This window comes from Streptomyces sp. NPDC048436 (assembly GCF_043200355.1).
Lineage (GTDB): Bacteria > Actinomycetota > Actinomycetes > Streptomycetales > Streptomycetaceae > Streptomyces.
The window spans coordinates 302,410-320,633 of the sequence record NZ_JBICXP010000004.1 but is presented as its reverse complement, the minus strand read 5'-3'; the positions used below and the strand labels follow the sequence as shown (position 1 = coordinate 320,633).

Sequence of the window (18,224 nt, the reverse complement as noted above, 5' to 3'; positions counted from 1 at the left end):
ACGGCAGGCCCCGGACCCTCTTCACAGCCCCGGGTCTACGTGCGTAGCGTCACGCATGACATGTTCACACCACGACATGTCGACAGGTCCCCCCACGAGCTCCATCGAGCTCAATCGAGGCCTTCGGAGGCACGCATGCCCGTGCACAGACCCGGAACGCCCCGCCGCTCACGCTGGTCAGCGGCCGGAATCCTGCTCTCAGTCCTCTCCGCGCTCTCCCTCCTCCTCACCCTGCCGGGCGCCGCACAGGCGGCCGGCGACGACGACACCCCGGCCCGCGGCTCCGCCCGCATGGGCCAGGGCGTCATCAAGCACGACGGGCAGGGCAGTCTGCCGCCCAGCGGTGACGCCGTACAGACCGAGGGCGTCGACGTCAGCAGCCACCAGGGCAACGTCGCGTGGTCGACGCTCTGGAACAGCGGTGTGAAGTGGGCCTACGTGAAGGCCACCGAGGGGACGTATTACAAGAACCCCTACTTCGCCCAGCAGTACAACGGCTCGTACAACGTGGGCATGATCCGCGGTTCCTACCACTTCGCTACGCCCGACACCACGGGCGGCGCCACCCAGGCCAACTACTTCGTGGACAACGGCGGCGGCTGGTCGCGCGACGGCAGGACGCTGCCGGGCGCGCTCGACATCGAGTGGAACCCGTACGGGGCGGCCTGCTTCGGCAAGTCCCAGTCCGCGATGGTCACCTGGATCCGTGACTTCCTGAACCAGTACAAGGCGCGCACCGGGCGCGACGCGGTGATCTACACGGCCACCAGCTGGTGGAAGCAGTGCACCGGCAACTACGGCGGCTTCGGCGCCAGCAACCCGCTCTGGATCGCCCGTTACGCCAGCGATCCGGGTGAGCTGCCCGCCGGGTGGGGCTTCCACACGATGTGGCAGTACACCTCGTCGGGCCCGACGGTCGGGGACCACAACAAGTTCAACGGCGCCCTGGACAGAGTGCAGGCACTCGCCAACGGCTGAGCCCGCACCTGTCGGCGTGAGGCACGAAGCGTGATGCACCAAGCGTCAGGCACGAAGGCCCGGGCCCCCTCGCAGGGACCCGGGCCCTCACTCACCGGCCACCTCCGTCACGCGGCGGCCGGAATCCTCACCTCGGCCTCCGTCAGGGCCAGTTCGAGCACCTGGCGGACATCCGTCACCGGGTGGACGTCCAGCTTCTGGAGGATCTCCTCCGGAACGTCGTCCAGATCCGCCTCGTTCCGCTTGGGGATGATCACCGTGGTGATCCCGGCGCGGTGCGCGGCGAGGAGCTTCTGCTTGACCCCGCCGATCGGCAGGACGCGCCCGGTCAGCGAGACCTCACCGGTCATGGCCACATCCGTACGGACGAGCCTGCCGCTGAGCAGCGACGCGAGGGCGGTCGTCATGGTGACGCCCGCGCTCGGACCGTCCTTGGGGACCGCGCCAGCCGGGAAGTGGATGTGCACGCCGCGTTCCTTCAGGTCGGCGACGGGCAGCTCCAGTTCGGCGCCGCGCGAGCGCAGGAAGGAGAGCGCGATCTGCGCGGACTCCTTCATCACGTCGCCGAGCTGACCGGTCAACGTCAGCCCCGCGGCGCCGGTCTCCGGATCGGCGAGCGACGCCTCGACGAACAGGACGTCGCCTCCCGCGCCGGTCACCGCGAGCCCGGTCGCCACACCCGGCACCGCCGTACGCCGCTCGGCCGGGTCCTGCGCCGACTCGGGCACGTGGTGCGGGCGCCCGATGAGACCGCGCAGATCGTTCTCGCCGACGGTGAACGGCAGCTCCCGGTCGCCCAGTTCGTGCTGCGCCGCGACCTTGCGCAGCAGTCGCGCGACGGCCCGCTCCAGGTTCCGTACACCCGCTTCCCGCGTGTACTCCCCCGCGAGCTTGCGCAGCGCGCTCTCGTCCAGGGCCACCTCGTCCGTCTGAAGACCGGCCCGCTCCAGCTGGCGCGGGAGCAGGTGGTCACGGGCGATGACGACCTTCTCGTCCTCGGTGTAGCCGTCGAGCCTGACCAGCTCCATGCGGTCGAGCAGCGCCTCCGGGATGGCCTCGGTGACGTTCGCCGTCGCCAGGAACACCACGTCGCTCAGGTCGAGCTCGACCTCCAGGTAGTGGTCGCGGAAGGTGTGGTTCTGCGCCGGGTCGAGGACTTCGAGGAGGGCCGCCGCGGGGTCGCCGCGGAAGTCGGAGCCCACCTTGTCGATCTCGTCGAGGAGCACCACCGGGTTCATGGACCCGGCCTCCTTGATGGCCCGCACGATCCGTCCTGGCAGCGCCCCCACGTACGTACGACGGTGTCCGCGGATCTCCGCCTCGTCGCGTACGCCACCGAGCGCGACCCGCACGAACTTGCGCCCCATCGCGTGCGCGACGGACTCGCCGAGCGAGGTCTTGCCGACGCCGGGCGGACCGACGAGGGCGAGCACCGCGCCGCCCCGGCGGCCACCGACGACCCCGAGGCCCCGGTCGCTGCGCCGCTTGCGCACCGCGAGGTACTCGGTGATGCGCTCCTTCACGTCCTGAAGGCCCGCGTGCTCGGCGTCCAGGATGCTCTGGGCGCCCTTGATGTCGTACTCGTCCTCGGTCCGTTCGTTCCAGGGCAGTTCGAGGACGGTGTCGAGCCAGGTCCTGATCCAGGAGCCCTCGGGCGACTGGTCGCTGGACCGCTCCAGCTTGTCGACTTCCTTGAGTGCGGCCTCGCGGACGCTTGAAGGGAGGTCGGCGGCCTCCACGCGGGTGCGGTAGTCGTCGGACTCCTCGGCTGCGTCCTTGCTGTCGCCGTTGATCTCGCGCAGCTCCTTGCGCACGGCGTCGAGCTGGCGCCTCAGCAGGAACTCGCGCTGCTGCTTGTCGACGCCTTCCTGTACGTCCTTGGCGATGGACTCGGCGACGTCCTGCTCGGCGAGGTGCTCGCGCAGCTGCTCGGTGGCGAGCTTCAGGCGGGCGGCCGGGTCGTCGGTCTCCAGGAGGGCGATCTTCTGCTGGGTGGAGAGGAAGGGTGAGTATCCGGAGTTGTCGGCAAGGGCGGAGACATCTTCGATCTGCTGGACGCGGTCGACGACCTGCCAGGCGCCGCGCTTCTTCAGCCAGCTGGTGGCGAGGGCCTTGTACTCCTTGACCAGCTCGGCGAGGGCGCCGGGCAGGGGGTCCGGAACGGTCTCCTCGACCTTGAGCCCCTCCACCCACAGCGCGGCACCGGGACCGGTGGTTCCGGCACCGATCCGCACCCGGCCACGGCCTCGGATCAGCGCGCCGGGATCGCCGTCGGAGAGGCGGCCGACCTGCTCGACGGTGCCGAGGACGCCGGTCGCGGCGTACGTCCCGTCGATCCGCGGAACAAGAAGGACCTGCGGCTTGCTGCTCCCACTGGAGCGGGCGGCGGCCTGGGCGGCCTCGATCGCGGCGCGCACGTCGGCGTCGGACAGGTCGAACGGGACCACCATGCCGGGCAGGACAACCTCGTCGTCGAGCGGCAGCACGGGCAGGGTGAGCGGTGTGGACGGCTTCGACTCGGCAGACTCAGTAGTCATGATCTCCCCTTCGGCATTCAAGTTGAGCTGTACCGACTCAATGCTCGTGAGTCCTTGAATGTTCCCCAAGCTCTGTTCGCTGTCAGCGATCAGAGCTGAGTTCAGCGGAGAGACGCGCTCCGACGCCACCGCCGCACCAAGGGCCAGGTGGCGACGCCGATCGACAGGGCGAGCAGATGACCCCAGTTCGTCATCGGGTCGGTGAACGCGATCAGGTCGTCGACCAGCATTCCGCCGAACCCGGCGAGCACCAGCCACCGCAGCCACGGCCTGAAGAGTCCTGCCAGGGCGCCCACGCTCGCGGCCACGCCGAAGCTGATGCCGTAGTCGAGGCGGTGCAGGGAGCTTTCGGGGAGATGGCCCGCGAGGACCGAGACGCCGACCGGGACCTCGGTCGCGAGGGTGGCCACGACATGGCCGAGCAGGAAGACGCCCGCCGTGCGCAGCGCGCCGATGCGGCGCTCAAGGGCCGTGAGGACCAGCAGGAAGCCGATCGCGTACGGCGACGCGATGCCGCCCGCGATCCACAGCGCGCTGGCCGTCAGGACGAGCAGCGGCTGCTGGGTCAGGTGCGCCACGTCCGTACTCGAGTGCTGGTGCAGGGTCGAGATGAGCGTCGGGTCCGCGTACCGGGTCAGGAGTGACGTCGCGGCGAGGACCGCCGCGTAGCCGAACGTGAAAGGCGTACCCGTGGGGGTCGGGAGCAGGCGCCAGAGGCGCGAGGGGTCGCGGGGCCTGGTGCCGGCCATGGGCGGCTCGGGCGCGCGGCTCCGCTGGCGCGGGATGCCGTCCAGGCCGGGTGGGACGGTCTCGTCGGGCTGCTCGGGCTGCTCGGGCGCCGCGGGGGCAGCCGACGCGCTCAGGTCCACGGTGAGACGCTCCTTCCGTCATGTCCACCCTTTGCCGATCTTTCCGGCACTGTCTATGACCCGCGCCACGTGAGGCGCGAATCACAGCAACCCGACAGGCCGTGTCCGCGTCCGCCCCGGAGCGCGCCACCACCGGTCATACCCTGGCCGCCATGCACACCCACACCACCACCCCCGTCGTCATCGACCGGCGTGAGGGGCCGTACGGCGAAGTCGTACTGCGGCGCCATGGTGCGCTCCTGCAGATCATCGCCAACGGCTGTTTCCTGATGGACACTTCGGACGGCCGCTCGGAGCGGCTCCTCGTCGACGCGGCGTACGACGCGCTGGAGGATCCCAAGGAGCCCAGCCTCCTCATCGGCGGCCTGGGCGTCGGCTTCTCGCTGGCCCACGCGGCGGCCGACCCGCGCTGGGGCCGTATCGCCGTCGTCGAGCGCGAGCGGGCCATCATCGACTGGCACCGCTCAGGGGCGGACGCCCCGCTCGCCGGGATCTCGGGCCCCGCGCTCGCCGATCCACGCACGGAGATCCTGCACACAGACCTCGTGGCGTACGTCAGGGGCGCCGACGCACCTCAGGACGCCCCGGCGACGTACGACGCGCTCTGTCTCGACATCGACAACGGCCCGGACTGGACGGTGACGGAGGACAACAACTCCCTCTATTCTCCCGCCGGTCTGGCCGCCTGCCGTGCGCGTCTGAACCCCGGCGGAGTGCTCGCCGTATGGTCCGCCCAGCCCTCGTCCGCTTTCGGCTTCGCTCTACGGAATGCCGGGTTCCAGTCGGTACGGACGGAAGAGATCCCCGTTGCCCGAGGCGTACCGGACGTGGTTCATCTCGGCGTAAGGGCTGCGTAGCCGAGGTGCCTTCGCGACCCGTACCCTGCTGACCGAACACAAGCGATCAGTGTCAGGGGCGGGGCGATGGAGCAGACACACACCTCCCACAACGGCGCGACGGCGGCGATGCCAGGCGCCCAGCGCCGGGTTCTGGTGGTCGAGGACGACCCGACGATCGTCGACGCCATCGCCGCCCGGCTACGTGCCGAGGGTTTCGTAGTGCAAACGGCGTCGGACGGTCCCGCGGCGGTGGACACCGCACAGGCTTGGCAGCCCGATCTGCTGATCCTGGACATCATGCTGCCGGGCTTCGATGGCCTGGAAGTGTGCCGCCGGGTGCAGGCCCAGCGGCCGGTTCCGGTGCTCATGCTGACGGCGCGCGACGACGAGACGGACATGCTGGTCGGGCTGGGTGTCGGCGCCGACGACTACATGACCAAGCCGTTCTCCATGCGGGAGCTTGCGGCGCGGGTGCACGTCCTGCTGCGCAGGGTCGAGCGGGCCGCGCTCGCCGCGACCACCCCGCGCAGCGGCATCCTGCGCCTCGGCGAGCTGGAGATCGACCATGCCCAGCGGCGGGTCAGAGTCCGCAGTGAGGACGTACATCTGACGCCGACGGAGTTCGACCTGCTCGTCTGCCTGGCCAACACGCCGCGCGCGGTGCTCTCGCGCGAGCAGCTGCTCGCCGAGGTGTGGGACTGGGCCGACGCGTCGGGCACCCGGACCGTCGACAGCCACATCAAGGCGCTGCGCCGCAAGATCGGCGCGGAGCGGATCCGGACGGTGCACGGTGTCGGGTACGCGCTGGAGACTCCGACTCCATGAGGCCGGTGACCTGATGAGCGGGCCCTTCGGAGGGCTGCGGCCGTTCTCCATCAAGACCAAGCTCGGCACGCTGGTGGTCGTCTCGGTCTTCATCACCACGGGTCTGCTGATGGTGGCGATGGAGACGGAGACCGAGCTGCGCTTCATCACCGTCTTCTCGGTGATCGCCACCCTGCTCCTCACGCAGTTCGTGGCCCACAGCCTCACCGCGCCGCTCGACGAGATGAACTCCGTGGCGCGCGCCGTCTCGCACGGCGACTACACGCGCCGGGTGCGCGGCGCCGACCGCCGCGACGAGCTGGGCGACGTGGCCACCACGATCAACCGCATGGCGGACGACCTGGAGGCCCAGGACCAGCAGCGCAAGGAGCTGGTCGCCAACGTCTCGCACGAGCTGCGCACCCCCATCGCGGGCCTTCGCGCGGTCCTGGAGAACGTCGTCGACGGAGTCTCGGCCGCCGACCCGGAGACCATGCGTACGGCCCTGAAGCAGACGGAGCGGCTCGGCCGCCTCGTGGAGACGCTGCTCGACCTGTCCCGCCTGGACAACGGCGTCGTACCGCTGCGGGCCCGCCGCTTCGAGGTGTGGCCCTATCTGTCGGGCGTCCTGAAGGAGGCCAACATGGTCGCCTCCGCGCGCGCGGGCATCGCCTCGGGCTCCGGCAGCCACACACGTACGGACGTGCATCTGCACCTGGACGTCACACCGCCCGAGCTGACCGCGCACGCGGACGCCGAGCGGCTGCACCAGGTCGTGGCCAACCTCATCGACAACGCGGTCAAGCACAGCCCGCCGCACGGCCGCGTCACCGTGCGCGCCCGGCGCGGCCTCTACCCCGAGTCCCTGGACCTGGAGGTCCTCGACGAGGGTCCCGGCATCCCGGAGTCGGAGTGGCACCGCGTCTTCGAGCGCTTCAACCGCGGCAGCCACGCCAACGCGGCCCCGCACGCGGGACCCGGCAGCGACGGCGGCACCGGGCTGGGGCTCGCCATCGCGCGCTGGGCGGTCGATCTGCACGGCGGGCACATCGGGGTGGCCGAATCCCCACGTGGCTGCCGCATCCAGGTCACCCTTCCGGGCCTGCCCGAAGTACGAAGTTGACGTAGGGTTCGAAACGGAAGCGATTCGCGGGCGCATCGGAAGCGCGCCCGGGTGAAGCCGCCGCGCCGGGCAGGGCCCGCGCGGCCATCTGGCGTTGGAGAACTCCGCTTGTTTCCCGCCATTTACAGCGCCGAAACCATCCGCCCAATGTGACTTACACGACGGATGACCGGCCCGGCCTGCACCTGGCGGCAATGGAGGCGTAGCCTTTATTTCCGCTGTCCATCACCTTGTGAAGCGGAAGAGGGCGGTTACCGCCGTGTCGTCACAGTCCCCCAGTAGCTCGAGCATCTCGACCGACCAAGACGGTCAGGGCAAGGACCCTGCTGCTGCCTTCGGTCCCAATGAGTGGCTCGTCGACGAGATCTACCAGCAGTACCTCCAGGACCCGAACTCGGTCGACCGAGCCTGGTGGGACTTCTTCGCCGACTACAAGCCGGGAGCGGGCGCGTCAGCTACCCCCACCCCGGCCAAGCCGGCGGGTGACGCAGCCGCGGGGGTTGCGGACACCACGTCCCCCGCTGCTCCCGCCGCGTCTGCCGCACCAGCGGCTCCGGCCGCGCCCGCGGCGCCCGCGCCCGCAGCCCCGGCTGCGAAGCCCGCGGCCGCCGCTCCGGCCCCCGCCGCGAAGCCCGCAGTCGCGAAGCCCGCCGCCAAGGCGGAGCCCGCGAAGGAGGCACCGGCAGGTCCCGAGTACGTGACGCTGCGCGGCCCTGCTGCCGCGGTCGCGAAGAACATGAACGCCTCCGTGGAGGTCCCGACGGCCACGTCGGTCCGCGCGGTCCCGGTGAAGCTGCTCTTCGACAACCGCATCGTCATCAACAACCACCTCAAGCGCGCCCGCGGCGGGAAGATCTCCTTCACGCACCTCATCGGGTACGCGATGGTGCAGGCCATCAAGGCCATGCCGTCGATGAACTACTCCTTCGTGGAGAAGGACGGCAAGCCGACGCTGGTCAAGCCGGAGCACGTCAACTTCGGCCTCGCCATCGACCTGGTGAAGCCCAACGGCGACCGCCAGCTGGTCGTCGCGGGCATCAAGAAGGCCGAGACGCTGAACTTCTTCGAGTTCTGGCAGGCCTACGAGGACATCGTCCGTCGCGCCCGCGACAACAAGCTGACGATGGACGACTTCACCGGCGTCACGGTCTCCCTGACCAACCCCGGCGGCCTCGGCACGGTCCACTCGGTCCCCCGCCTGATGCCCGGACAGTCGGTCATCATGGGCGTCGGCTCGATGGACTACCCCGCGGAGTTCCAGGGCACGTCCCAGGACACCCTGAACAAGCTCGGCATCTCGAAGGTCATGACGCTCACGTCGACCTACGACCACCGGGTGATCCAGGGCGCCGCCTCCGGCGAGTTCCTGCGCGTCGTCGCGAACCTGCTGCTGGGCGAGGGCGAGTTCTACGACGAGATCTTCAAGGCGCTGCGCATTCCCTACGAGCCGGTCCGCTGGCTCAAGGACATCGACGCCTCGCACGACGACGACGTCACGAAGGCCGCCCGCGTCTTCGAGCTGATCCACTCCTACCGGGTGCGCGGCCACGTCATGGCCGACACCGACCCGCTGGAGTACAAGCAGCGCAAGCACCCCGACCTGGACATCACCGAGCACGGCCTCACCCTGTGGGACCTGGAGCGTGAGTTCGCGGTCGGCGGCTTCGCCGGCAAGTCCATGATGAAGCTGCGCGACGTCCTCGGCGTCCTGCGCGACTCGTACTGCCGCACCACCGGCATCGAGTTCATGCACATCCAGGACCCCAAGCAGCGCAGGTGGCTCCAGGACCGCATCGAGCGCACGCACGCCACGAAGCCGGAGCGCGAGGAGCAGCTGCGCATCCTGCGCCGGCTGAACGCCGCCGAGGCCTTCGAGACGTTCCTTCAGACGAAGTACGTCGGCCAGAAGCGCTTCTCCCTGGAGGGCGGCGAGTCCGTCATCCCGCTGCTCGACGCCGTCATCGACAGCGCGGCCGAGTCGCGTCTGGACGAGGTCGTCATCGGCATGGCCCACCGCGGCCGCCTGAACGTCCTCGCGAACATCGTGGGCAAGTCGTACGCCCAGATCTTCCGCGAGTTCGAGGGCAACATGGACCCCAAGTCCATGCACGGCTCCGGCGACGTGAAGTACCACCTGGGCGCCGAGGGCACCTTCACCGGTCTGGACGGCGAGCAGATCAAGGTCTCGCTCGCCGCGAACCCGTCCCACCTGGAGACGGTCGACCCGATCATCGAGGGCATCACCCGCGCCAAGCAGGACGTCATCAACAAGGGCGGCACGGACTTCACGGTCCTGCCCGTCGCCCTGCACGGTGACGCGGCCTTCGCGGGCCAGGGTGTGGTCGCCGAGACGCTCAACATGTCGCAGCTGCGGGGTTACCGCACCGGTGGCACGGTCCACATCGTCATCAACAACCAGGTCGGCTTCACCGCCGCCCCGGAGTCGTCGCGTTCCTCCATGTACGCCACCGACGTGGCCCGCATGATCGAGGCGCCGATCTTCCACGTGAACGGCGACGACCCCGAGGCCGTCGTCCGCATCGCACGGCTCGCGTTCGAGTTCCGTCAGGCGTTCAACAAGGACGTCGTCATCGACCTCATCTGCTACCGCCGCCGCGGTCACAACGAGTCGGACAACCCGGCGTTCACGCAGCCGCTGATGTACGACCTGATCGACAAGAAGCGCTCGGTGCGCAAGCTCTACACCGAGTCCCTCATCGGTCGCGGCGACATCACCCTGGAAGAGGCCGAGCAGGCCCTCCAGGACTTCCAGGGGCAGCTGGAGAAGGTCTTCACCGAGGTCCGCGAGGCCATCTCGCAGCCGGCCGAGGCCGAGGTCCCGGCGCCGCAGCCGGAGTTCCCGGTGACCGTCGACACCGCGATCTCCCAGGAGGTCGTCAAGCGGATCGCCGAGTCCCAGGTCAACATCCCCGACCGGGTCACCGTCCACCCGCGTCTGCTGCCGCAGCTGCAGCGCCGCGCGTCGATGATCGAGGACGGCACGATCGACTGGGGCATGGGCGAGACCCTCGCCATCGGTTCGCTGCTCCTTGAGGGCACCCCGGTCCGTCTTTCGGGCCAGGACTCGCGTCGTGGCACGTTCGGTCAGCGTCACGCGGTCCTCATCGACCGTGAGACGGGCGAGGACTTCACGCCGCTCCTGTACCTCTCCGAGGACCAGGCGCGCTACAACGTCTACGACTCGCTCCTGTCCGAGTACGCGGTGATGGGCTTCGAGTACGGCTACTCGCTGGCCCGTCCCGAGTCCCTCGTGATGTGGGAGGCGCAGTTCGGCGACTTCGTCAACGGCGCGCAGACGGTGGTGGACGAGTACATCTCGGCCGCCGAGCAGAAGTGGAACCAGCACTCCGGCGTCACGCTGCTGCTGCCGCACGGCTATGAGGGCCAGGGCCCGGACCACTCGTCCGCCCGCATCGAGCGCTTCCTCCAGCTGTGCGCGCAGAACAACATGACGGTCGCGATGCCGACCCTTCCGTCGAACTACTTCCACCTCCTGCGGTGGCAGGTGCACAACCCGCACCACAAGCCGCTGGTGGTCTTCACCCCGAAGTCGATGCTGCGCCTCAAGGCGGCGGCCTCGAAGACGGAGGAGTTCACGACGGGTGGCTTCCGCCCGGTCATCGGCGACGACTCGGTCGAGGCGTCGGCGGTCCGCAAGGTCGTCTTCTGCGCCGGCAAGCTGTACTACGACCTTGAGGCCGAGCGTAAGAAGCGCGGCGTCACGGACACCGCGATCATCCGCATCGAGCGCCTGTACCCGCTGCCGGGTGCCGAGCTCCAGGCGGAGATCGCCAAGTACCCGAACGCCGAGAAGTACCTGTGGGCGCAGGAGGAGCCGGCGAACCAGGGCGCGTGGCCCTTCATCGCCCTCAACCTCATCGACCACCTGGACCTGGCGGTCGGCGCGGACATCCCGCACGGCGAGCGCCTGCGCCGCATCTCGCGGCCGCACGGCTCGTCCCCCGCGGTCGGTTCGAAGAAGCGCCACGAGCAGGAGCAGGAGCAGCTCGTCAGCGAGGTCTTCGAGGCGTAGGTCTCAGCGGTTCCGTACGCCGGTGGGCCCGGTCCCGAGTGCTTGTCACCCGGGGCCGGGCCCATCTGCGTATCGGCTTATCCTGGAGGTCCTTGTTCGTCCGATCGCGGAGCCCGTCTTGTACTTCACCGACCGTGGCATCGAGGAGCTGGAGAAGCGGCGCGGCGAGGAGGAGGTCACCTTCGAGTGGCTCGCCGAGCAGCTCCGCACCTTCGTGGACCTCAACCCGGACTTCGAGGTCCCGGTCGAGCGCCTGGCGACCTGGCTTGCGCGTCTGGACGACGAGGACGAGGACGAGTAGTACGGGGTTCAAGGACGAGTAGTACGGGGTTGACGGCCTCCGGTGGTCAGTCCCGCGCCCGCACCCTGTCGTACGCGAACCCCAGGGCCCCCTGCACCATCAGGAGTACGCCCGCCGTGGCCCACCCGCCGCTGCGCCGCCGCAGGGCCCACGCCGTGAGCGGCAGGCCGGCGGCCAGCTGGGCGGCGGCAAGGGCGCGGGCCCGCGGTCCTCGCAGCCAGGGCCCCAGACTCCCCTGCTCCACCACGTCCAGCTCCGCCCGCACCACGTCCCGCCACCCCGAGCTCTCGACCTCCCGCACGCCTGGCGCCGCCCGGGCCACCTCGCGCAGCCGGTCGGCCGGTTCGCCGGGGCTCAGCCCGGCCGGCAGCGCCACCTCCGCCCGTGCGAGGACCGCGAGCAGCCCCAGCATCCGCGCGCGGGCGTCGGCGTCCGTGTCGGGGCGGCCGAGGGCCTCCAGGGGCTGCATGTCCAGGACGGGGTCGAGGCCCAGGCGCGCGGCGAAGGTCCGCATCGCCTCGTCCTCGCCGACGGGCGTGCCGTTCGCAAGCCATTCGTAGCCGACGGTGCGCCGGAAGCCCGCAGCGAGGGTGTATCCGGAGCGGTCGGCGTCCCACCCCAGGGCGAGGACCGGCCAGGGCGCTCCGACGGCGAGCGCGGTGGCCCAGCCCGTGAGCACCCGGTCGACCTGCTCGCCCCTGTGCACCCAGGGTTTGCCCTCGGGCACGAGCACACTCCATTCGCGGCCCGCGGGGGCGAGCAGCATCCGCTCGCGCAGCAGGCGGGCGGCGGGCTCGACCGCGTCGGGTTCGGCCCGGCAGAGCAGCAGCGCACCGGCGGTGGCGCGCTCGGAAGCGGGAGCGGAGGCCCGCTCGGAAGCATCGGACGACATGGCCCCACGCTAGGACAAAACACCATCTTTGGCGCTGAGGAGCGATCGCGTCTTGACTTTCCGTGACCGCGATATATCGTGTATGTCAGAGACGCGATATGGCGCGTTGCCGTCCGGGCTTTCACGCCCTCCCGCCCAGATCGCCAGAGGAGGTAAGACCGATGCCAGAGTGGTCCGTCGCCGAGCCCCGGAAGCTCACCTTCGACGCCCCCGTGACGACACTCCAGGTGCGCGTCGTCAACGGAACAGTGAACGTCGTGGGCACCGACGAAGTTTCCGCACGCCTTGAGGTCTCCGAGATAGAGGGGCCACCGCTGACCGTCACGCAGTCGGACGGCGCACTGTCCGTGGCCTACGACGACCTGCCCTGGAAGGGCTTCCTCAAGTGGCTCGACCCCAAGGGCTGGCGCCGCAGCGCTGTGGTCTCCCTGGCCGTCCCCGCGGGCACGCGGGTCGAGGTGGGCGTGGTCGGGGCGGGCGCCGTCGTCTCGGGGATCGAGGGGCGCACGGAGGTCAAGGGCGTCACCGGCGACACGACCCTCGTCGGCCTCTCGGGCCCGGTCCGCACCGACACGGTCTCGGGCAGCGTGGAGGCACAGGGCATCACCGGCGACCTCCGGTTCAACTCGGTCTCCGGTGACCTGACCGTCTTCGAGGGGGCCGGCTCCTCCGTCCGGGCCGATTCGATGAGCGGCTCGATGATCGTGGACCTCGACCCGGCGGGCGCCCCGGCCGACATCGCTCTGACGAGTGTCTCGGGTGAGATAGCGGTCCGCCTGCCGCATCCGACGGACGCGGAGGTGGAGGCGAACACCACCAGCGGTGCGGTCTCCAACGCCTTCGAGGATCTGCAGGTCAGCGGCCAGTGGGGAGCGAAGAAGATCACCGGTCGCCTGGGCTCGGGCAGCGGGAAGCTCAGGGCGACGACGGTCTCGGGGGCCATCGCGCTGCTGCGCAGGCCGCCGACGGAGGAAGATCCTTACGACGAGGCCCCACGGGATGCGCCCCCGACGGACACTCCCCCGGCCGACGACGCCGCCCCGACCGACAAGAAGGTGCTCTGAGATGGCCCCCGTATTCGCCCACGGCCGACTGCGCCTGTACCTGCTGAAGCTCCTCGACGAGGCCCCCCGCCACGGCTACGAGGTGATCCGCCTCCTGGAGGAGCGCTTCCAGGGGCTGTACGCGCCTTCTGCGGGGACGGTCTATCCGCGCCTTGCGAAGCTGGAGGCCGAGGGCCTGGTCACGCACACCACCGAGGGCGGCCGCAAGGTCTACTCCATCACGGACGCGGGCCGCGCCGAACTGGCCGACCGCAGCGGTGAGCTGGCCGACCTTGAGCTGGAGATCCGCGACTCGGTCGCCGAGCTCGCCGCGGAGATCAGGGACGGCGTGCGGGGCGCCGCGGGTGAGCTGCGCCGCGAGATGCGTGAGGCGGCAAGGGAGGCTCGCTCGTCCGGGGGCACGTCCACGAGCGGCACCGGCACTGGCTCCGGCACTGACTCCAGCTCCGGAAAGCCCTTCCCCGGCCCCGGCGACTTCTTCGACGGCTCCTGGGGCGACAAGGAGGGCTGGCGCCAGGCCAAGGAGGAGTTCAAGCGGGCCAAGCAGGAGTGGAAGGAGCAGGCCCGGCGCGCGAAGGACGAGACCCGCAAGGCCCGCGACGAGGCCCAGCGCGCCCGCCGCCAGGCCCAGGACGCCCAGGACGCGGCACGCGCCCAGGCGCAGGAGGAAGTGCAGCGCATGGCGAAGCGCGTCCAGGACCAGGTGCAGGACCACTTCAAGCGGGGCGACTGGCCGACGGGAGTCCTCGACGGCCTGACGGAACTGGCCAAGGAGTTCGGCAAGGACTTCGGCGGCAAGGGCCCGCGATCCACCACCGGGGAGCCCAAGTTCACGTCCGCCTCCGAGGACGAGGTCCCCACGGAGTACACCCCGGAGTGGGCCAAGGAGGACACCACCGGCAACCCGGCACGCGACCTGGACCGCCTCCTGGACCGCTTCCGCGACGACATCCGCGACGCGGCCCGGGACCACGGCGTGACGGAGGACCAACTCCGCGACGCCCGCCGCCACTTGTCGTCGGCGGCGGCGCATATCGCCGCGACACTGCGCACACCGAAGGCCTGACGCCGCCCGGCCTACTCGGCGCCGGGGCTGGGGCCGGGGCCGGTACCGGGGCCAGCCCCGGAGTCGGGGCTGCTACCGCCGCCGTCATCGCCTCTGGGGCCGCCTCCGGTGGCCCCCGTCCCGTACAGGATCCGCTCCACCGACTCATGGGTCACGCCGTGATCCGCGAGGACCTCGCTGACGGAGCCTGGGCGGACGGTGAGGGCGAACAGGATGTGTTCGTCGCCGATGTGCCGGTCGCGGCGGGCGGTGGCGATGCGCAGGGACTTCTCCAGGGTGTCCTTGGCCTCCCGGGTGAAGGGCCTGCGCCCGCTCCAGCCTCGGCCGGACGCGCGCCCCCGGCCGCCCGCCAACGCGCCTGCCCCATGGGCCTCTTCGACCCGGGAGACGATCTCGGACACGTCGATACCGAGCCCGGCGAGCGCCTCCGTGTCGGCCTGTGAGAGGCCCCCGCGGCGCCGCGCCTCGCCCAGCGCGCTCTCGATCGAGTCCCGGCGGCGCGTGGCCCCGAGGGAGGTCAGGGCGAACGACGCACGGGTCGCCTCGCGGTCGAGCAGGGCGAGCAGCATGTGCCCGTCGTCGACGGAGTCGGCGCCCTCGCCCTCGGCGTGCTCGACCGCACCCTTGACCACGGCGCGGGCGTCCTTAGTGAACCGCTCGAACATCACTGCCTCCCGTACTTCTTGTGCACGGCCTGCCTGCTCACTCCGAGCTCCGCGGCGATTTCCTGCCACGACCAGCCCTGCCGGCGCGCACTGCGCACCTGCAAGGCTTCCAACTGCTCCACCAGCCTCCGCAGCGCGGAGACGGCCCGCAGCCCGACGCGTGGGTCATGGTCGCCCGCGCGCTCGGCGAGATCCGTGGCTTCGGTCATGCACGTCAACTTACGTTGACACGGAGGACATGTCAACCAAAGTTGACACGGTCCACGACGGTCAGAGTCAGACCTCCAGCACGATCTTTCCGAACTGCGAGCCCGCCTCCAGGCTTTCGAAGCCCTCCCGCGCCCGGTCCAGGGGCAGCACCTCGTCGATGACGGGACGTACGCCCGTGGCGGCGCAGAAGGAGAGCAGGTCCTCCAGCTCGTCCTTGGAACCCATGGTCGAGCCGACGATCTTCAGCTCCAGGAAGAAGACCCGGGTCAGCTCCGCGTGCGAGGGACGGTCGCCGCTGGTCGCGCCCGAGATCACCAACGTGCCGCCCGGCTTGAGGGACTTGATGGAGTGCGACCACGTCGCCGCCCCCACCGTCTCGATGACGGCGTCCACGCGCTGCGGCAGCCGCGCGCCCGACTCGACGGCCTCGACAGCACCCAGCTCCAGGGCCCGCTTCCGCTTGGCCTCGTCGCGGCTGGTGGCGAAGACCCGCAGACCCGCCGCCTTGCCGAGCACGATCGCGGCGGTCGCGACGCCGCCGCCCGCGCCCTGGACGAGGACCGAATCGCCGGGGCGCACACCGGCGTTGGTGAAGAGCATGCGGTACGCGGTGAGCCACGCCGTCGGCAGGCAGGCCGCTTCGGCGAAGGACAGCTCCTTCGGCTTGGGCAGCACGTTCCACGTGGGGACGGAGACCTGCTCGGCGAAGGTCCCCTGGTACTTCTCGGTGAGGATGGAGCGGCCCTCCCGGGGCCCGACCCCATGCCCGCTCTGCCCGATGACGGAGTGCAGGACGACTTCGTTGCCGTCCTCGTCGATCCCGGCGGCGTCACAGCCGAGGATCATCGGCAGTTTGTCCTCGGCGAGGCCGACCCCGCGCAGGGACCAGAGGTCGTGATGGTTGAGGGAGGCGGCCCGGACGTTCACGGTCGACCAGCCGGTCCTGGCCTCGGGGGCTGGACGCTCCCCCAACTCAAGGCCACTGAGCGGCTGGTCACGGTCGATGCGGGCGGCGTAGGCGGCGAACATGAGGCGACGATAGGCCGCGGGCCTGCCCGGATGTAACCGTGCACGGCTGTGACACGCGCCGCGCCCCCGCCTCGTACACAAACCGCGCCCCCGTGCCGTACACAAGCTGTGCGTACGGACCGGGGGCGCGGTCACATCGACGGAGAACCGCTCAGCGGCGGGCGACACCCTCCGCGCGGGCGGCCGCTGCGACCGCCGCGGTGACCGCGGGCGCCACCCTCTCGTCGAACGGCGAGGGGATCACGAAGTCGGCGGACAGCTCGTCGCCGACCACGTTGGCCAGCGCCTCGGCCGCGGCGATCTTCATGCCCTCGGTGATCCGCGAGGCACGCACCTGCAGCGCGCCCGCGAAGATGCCGGGGAAGGCGAGCACGTTGTTGATCTGGTTCGGGTAGTCCGAACGCCCGGTCGCGACGACGGCCGCGTACTTGTGGGCGATGTCCGGGTGCACCTCGGGGTTCGGGTTGGCCATGGCGAACACGAAGGAGTTCGGCGCCATGGAGGCGACCGCCGGCTCGGGGACGGTGCCGCCCGAGACACCGATGAACACATCGGCACCGGCGAGCGCGGCCTCCAGCGAACCGCTGAGTCCGGCCTTGTTGGTGAGCTCCGCGAGTTCACGCTTGACCGGGGTGAGGTCGTCCCGGTCCCGGCTCACGATGCCCTTGCGGTCCGCGACCGCCACATCGCCGAGGCCCGCCTCGAGCAGGAACTTGGCGATGGCGACCCCGGCCGCACCGGCACCGGAGATCACGGCGCGCAGTTCGCCGAGCGTGCGCCCGGTCAGCTTCGCCGCGTTGCGCAGCGCGGCCAGCGTCACGACCGCCGTGCCGTGCTGGTCGTCGTGGAAGACGGGAATGTCGAGCCGCTCCTGGAGCTTGCGCTCGATCTCGAAGCAGCGCGGGGCCGAGATGTCCTCGAGGTTCACACCGCCGAAGGACGGCGCGAGCCGCACGACGGTCTCGACGATCTCGTCCGCGTCGGTCGTCGCGAGCGCGATCGGGACCGCGTCCACGCCGCCGAACTGCTTGAACAAAATGGCCTTGCCCTCCATCACGGGGAGGGACGCCTCGGGACCGATGTCACCGAGGCCGAGCACGGCCGTGCCGTCGGTGACCACGGCCACGACGTTCGACTTCCATGTGTAGTCGTTCACCAGCTCCGGCTGCTCGGCGATCGCGGTGCACACTTTCGCGACGCCAGGCGTGTACGCCAGGGACAGGTCGTCCTTGTCCCGCACGGGCACGGTGGCCTGCACGGCCATCTTGCCGCCACGGTGCAGCGCGAACGCAGGATCGAAGGGCTCTTCAGCGCCTTCGTGACCCGTACTGCTGTCGCTGCGAGGATTGACGATCTCCGCTGCCACTTGTCTTACCCCTTAAGTCTTAAATCATCAGTTGAGGGTGTCCACTCCTGGTTGAGAAGTGGGCGGGCACCGCGTCTGTTCCCCGCCTGTCGGCGGAGGGAGGTACAGACACGCGGGCGCGCCGCACACGCGCCCTGGGCCCCGGATGAGGGGTGTAACGCACCTTTCTACCTGACGGGCCTTGGCACGGGCGAGTGGGATTGGTTACCTGAGGTGCCCACGGTCCTTGTAGCGATCCGACAAGGCGGGGCACAAGCGGGACACAGGAAGGGCGCCGTGGCCCCGCACGAATGTCCCGGAGGCCGCGTTCCAAGGGTCCGGATGGCGAGATCGGCCGAAGATCTCACATAGCGGGACTTCATTCCCGGCCGGTACGGCCCTGATGTCCGGGGCTGTCTGGGTTCCCGGAGCACCCGTTATCCGATTT

Annotated in this window: 15 protein-coding genes; 8 read left to right on the top strand and 7 right to left on the bottom strand. The window is 70.1% G+C overall.

The window, feature by feature from the left end:
- Positions 1–135: 135 nt before the first annotated feature.
- Positions 136–978 (top strand): lysozyme, encoded by an 843-nt coding sequence (locus tag ACGFX9_RS16325; RefSeq protein ID WP_393471354.1) that lies wholly within the window; start codon positions 136–138, stop codon positions 976–978.
- A 107-nt stretch (positions 979–1,085) separates the two neighbouring features.
- Here ACGFX9_RS16325 and lon read toward each other — a convergent pair whose 3' ends face one another.
- Both lon and ACGFX9_RS16315 read right to left on the bottom strand, forming a co-directional pair.
- Positions 1,086–3,515 (bottom strand): endopeptidase La, encoded by a 2,430-nt coding sequence (gene lon, locus ACGFX9_RS16320; RefSeq protein ID WP_393471351.1) that lies wholly within the window; start codon positions 3,513–3,515, stop codon positions 1,086–1,088.
- A 101-nt stretch (positions 3,516–3,616) separates the two neighbouring features.
- Positions 3,617–4,384, bottom strand: coding sequence for a rhomboid-like protein (locus ACGFX9_RS16315; RefSeq protein WP_393471348.1), 768 nt, complete (start codon positions 4,382–4,384; stop codon positions 3,617–3,619).
- A gap of 152 nt (positions 4,385–4,536) precedes the next feature.
- On the opposite strand from ACGFX9_RS16315, the gene ACGFX9_RS16310 reads away from it, so the two are divergent.
- From ACGFX9_RS16310 to ACGFX9_RS16290, 5 genes are all read left to right on the top strand, one after another.
- Entirely contained in the window at positions 4,537–5,241 is a 705-nt protein-coding gene (locus tag ACGFX9_RS16310; protein ID WP_393471347.1) for a spermidine synthase, read from the top strand.
- A 66-nt stretch (positions 5,242–5,307) separates the two neighbouring features.
- Entirely contained in the window at positions 5,308–6,048 is a 741-nt protein-coding gene (locus ACGFX9_RS16305; RefSeq protein ID WP_393471345.1) for a response regulator transcription factor, read from the top strand.
- 13 nt (positions 6,049–6,061) lie between these two features.
- Positions 6,062–7,150, top strand: coding sequence for an ATP-binding protein (locus ACGFX9_RS16300; protein ID WP_393471342.1), 1,089 nt, complete (start codon positions 6,062–6,064; stop codon positions 7,148–7,150).
- A gap of 259 nt (positions 7,151–7,409) precedes the next feature.
- Positions 7,410–11,204: a multifunctional oxoglutarate decarboxylase/oxoglutarate dehydrogenase thiamine pyrophosphate-binding subunit/dihydrolipoyllysine-residue succinyltransferase subunit gene (locus ACGFX9_RS16295; RefSeq protein WP_393471339.1), complete on the top strand. Its 3,795-nt coding sequence runs from the start codon at positions 7,410–7,412 to the stop codon at positions 11,202–11,204.
- Positions 11,205–11,322: 118 nt separating this feature from the next.
- Positions 11,323–11,505, top strand: a complete 183-nt coding sequence (locus tag ACGFX9_RS16290; protein WP_003961784.1) for a DUF6104 family protein — start codon at positions 11,323–11,325, stop codon at positions 11,503–11,505.
- A 46-nt stretch (positions 11,506–11,551) separates the two neighbouring features.
- Here ACGFX9_RS16290 and ACGFX9_RS16285 read toward each other — a convergent pair whose 3' ends face one another.
- Positions 11,552–12,397, bottom strand: a complete 846-nt coding sequence (locus ACGFX9_RS16285; protein ID WP_393471336.1) for a hypothetical protein — start codon at positions 12,395–12,397, stop codon at positions 11,552–11,554.
- A 161-nt stretch (positions 12,398–12,558) separates the two neighbouring features.
- On the opposite strand from ACGFX9_RS16285, the gene ACGFX9_RS16280 reads away from it, so the two are divergent.
- A complete protein-coding gene (locus ACGFX9_RS16280; RefSeq protein ID WP_393471334.1) occupies positions 12,559–13,461 on the top strand; it encodes a DUF4097 domain-containing protein in 903 nt (300 codons plus the stop codon).
- Position 13,462: 1 nt separating this feature from the next.
- Positions 13,463–14,527 carry a helix-turn-helix transcriptional regulator gene (locus tag ACGFX9_RS16275; protein WP_393471332.1) on the top strand — a complete coding sequence of 355 codons (1,065 nt, stop codon included), beginning with the start codon at positions 13,463–13,465 and terminating at the stop codon, positions 14,525–14,527.
- A gap of 11 nt (positions 14,528–14,538) precedes the next feature.
- On the opposite strand, the gene ACGFX9_RS16270 is transcribed toward ACGFX9_RS16275, so the two are convergent.
- The 4 genes from ACGFX9_RS16270 to ACGFX9_RS16255 all read right to left on the bottom strand — a co-directional run bounded on the left by ACGFX9_RS16270 (position 14,539) and on the right by ACGFX9_RS16255 (position 17,797).
- The gene (locus tag ACGFX9_RS16270; RefSeq protein ID WP_393471330.1) at positions 14,539–15,192 is read right to left on the bottom strand and encodes a Clp protease N-terminal domain-containing protein; all 654 of its coding nucleotides are present in this window, start codon (positions 15,190–15,192) and stop codon (positions 14,539–14,541) included.
- Entirely contained in the window at positions 15,192–15,401 is a 210-nt protein-coding gene (locus tag ACGFX9_RS16265; RefSeq protein WP_393471325.1) for a helix-turn-helix domain-containing protein, read from the bottom strand. The genes ACGFX9_RS16270 and ACGFX9_RS16265 overlap by 1 nt, the downstream gene beginning before the upstream one ends.
- Before the next feature lie 67 nt (positions 15,402–15,468).
- Positions 15,469–16,431: a zinc-binding dehydrogenase gene (locus ACGFX9_RS16260; protein WP_393471322.1), complete on the bottom strand. Its 963-nt coding sequence runs from the start codon at positions 16,429–16,431 to the stop codon at positions 15,469–15,471.
- Between the two features lie 151 nt (positions 16,432–16,582).
- A complete protein-coding gene (locus ACGFX9_RS16255; protein WP_393471319.1) occupies positions 16,583–17,797 on the bottom strand; it encodes an NADP-dependent malic enzyme in 1,215 nt (404 codons plus the stop codon).
- Positions 17,798–18,224: the final 427 nt, after the last annotated feature.

Bases quoted from the DNA above. Each gene is read 5' to 3' on its own strand.
- ACGFX9_RS16325 (WP_393471354.1), top strand. From the start codon at position 136: ATGCCCGTGCACAGACCCGGAACGCCCCGCCGCTCACGCTGGTCAGCG.
- lon (WP_393471351.1), bottom strand. From the start codon at position 3,515: ATGACTACTGAGTCTGCCGAGTCGAAGCCGTCCACACCGCTCACCCTG.
- ACGFX9_RS16310 (WP_393471347.1), top strand. From the start codon at position 4,537: ATGCACACCCACACCACCACCCCCGTCGTCATCGACCGGCGTGAGGGG.
- ACGFX9_RS16305 (WP_393471345.1), top strand. From the start codon at position 5,308: ATGGAGCAGACACACACCTCCCACAACGGCGCGACGGCGGCGATGCCA.
- ACGFX9_RS16300 (WP_393471342.1), top strand. From the start codon at position 6,062: ATGAGCGGGCCCTTCGGAGGGCTGCGGCCGTTCTCCATCAAGACCAAG.
- ACGFX9_RS16285 (WP_393471336.1), bottom strand. From the start codon at position 12,397: ATGTCGTCCGATGCTTCCGAGCGGGCCTCCGCTCCCGCTTCCGAGCGC.
- ACGFX9_RS16280 (WP_393471334.1), top strand. From the start codon at position 12,559: ATGCCAGAGTGGTCCGTCGCCGAGCCCCGGAAGCTCACCTTCGACGCC.
- ACGFX9_RS16275 (WP_393471332.1), top strand. From the start codon at position 13,463: ATGGCCCCCGTATTCGCCCACGGCCGACTGCGCCTGTACCTGCTGAAG.
- ACGFX9_RS16270 (WP_393471330.1), bottom strand. From the start codon at position 15,192: ATGTTCGAGCGGTTCACTAAGGACGCCCGCGCCGTGGTCAAGGGTGCG.
- ACGFX9_RS16265 (WP_393471325.1), bottom strand. From the start codon at position 15,401: ATGACCGAAGCCACGGATCTCGCCGAGCGCGCGGGCGACCATGACCCA.
- ACGFX9_RS16260 (WP_393471322.1), bottom strand. From the start codon at position 16,431: ATGTTCGCCGCCTACGCCGCCCGCATCGACCGTGACCAGCCGCTCAGT.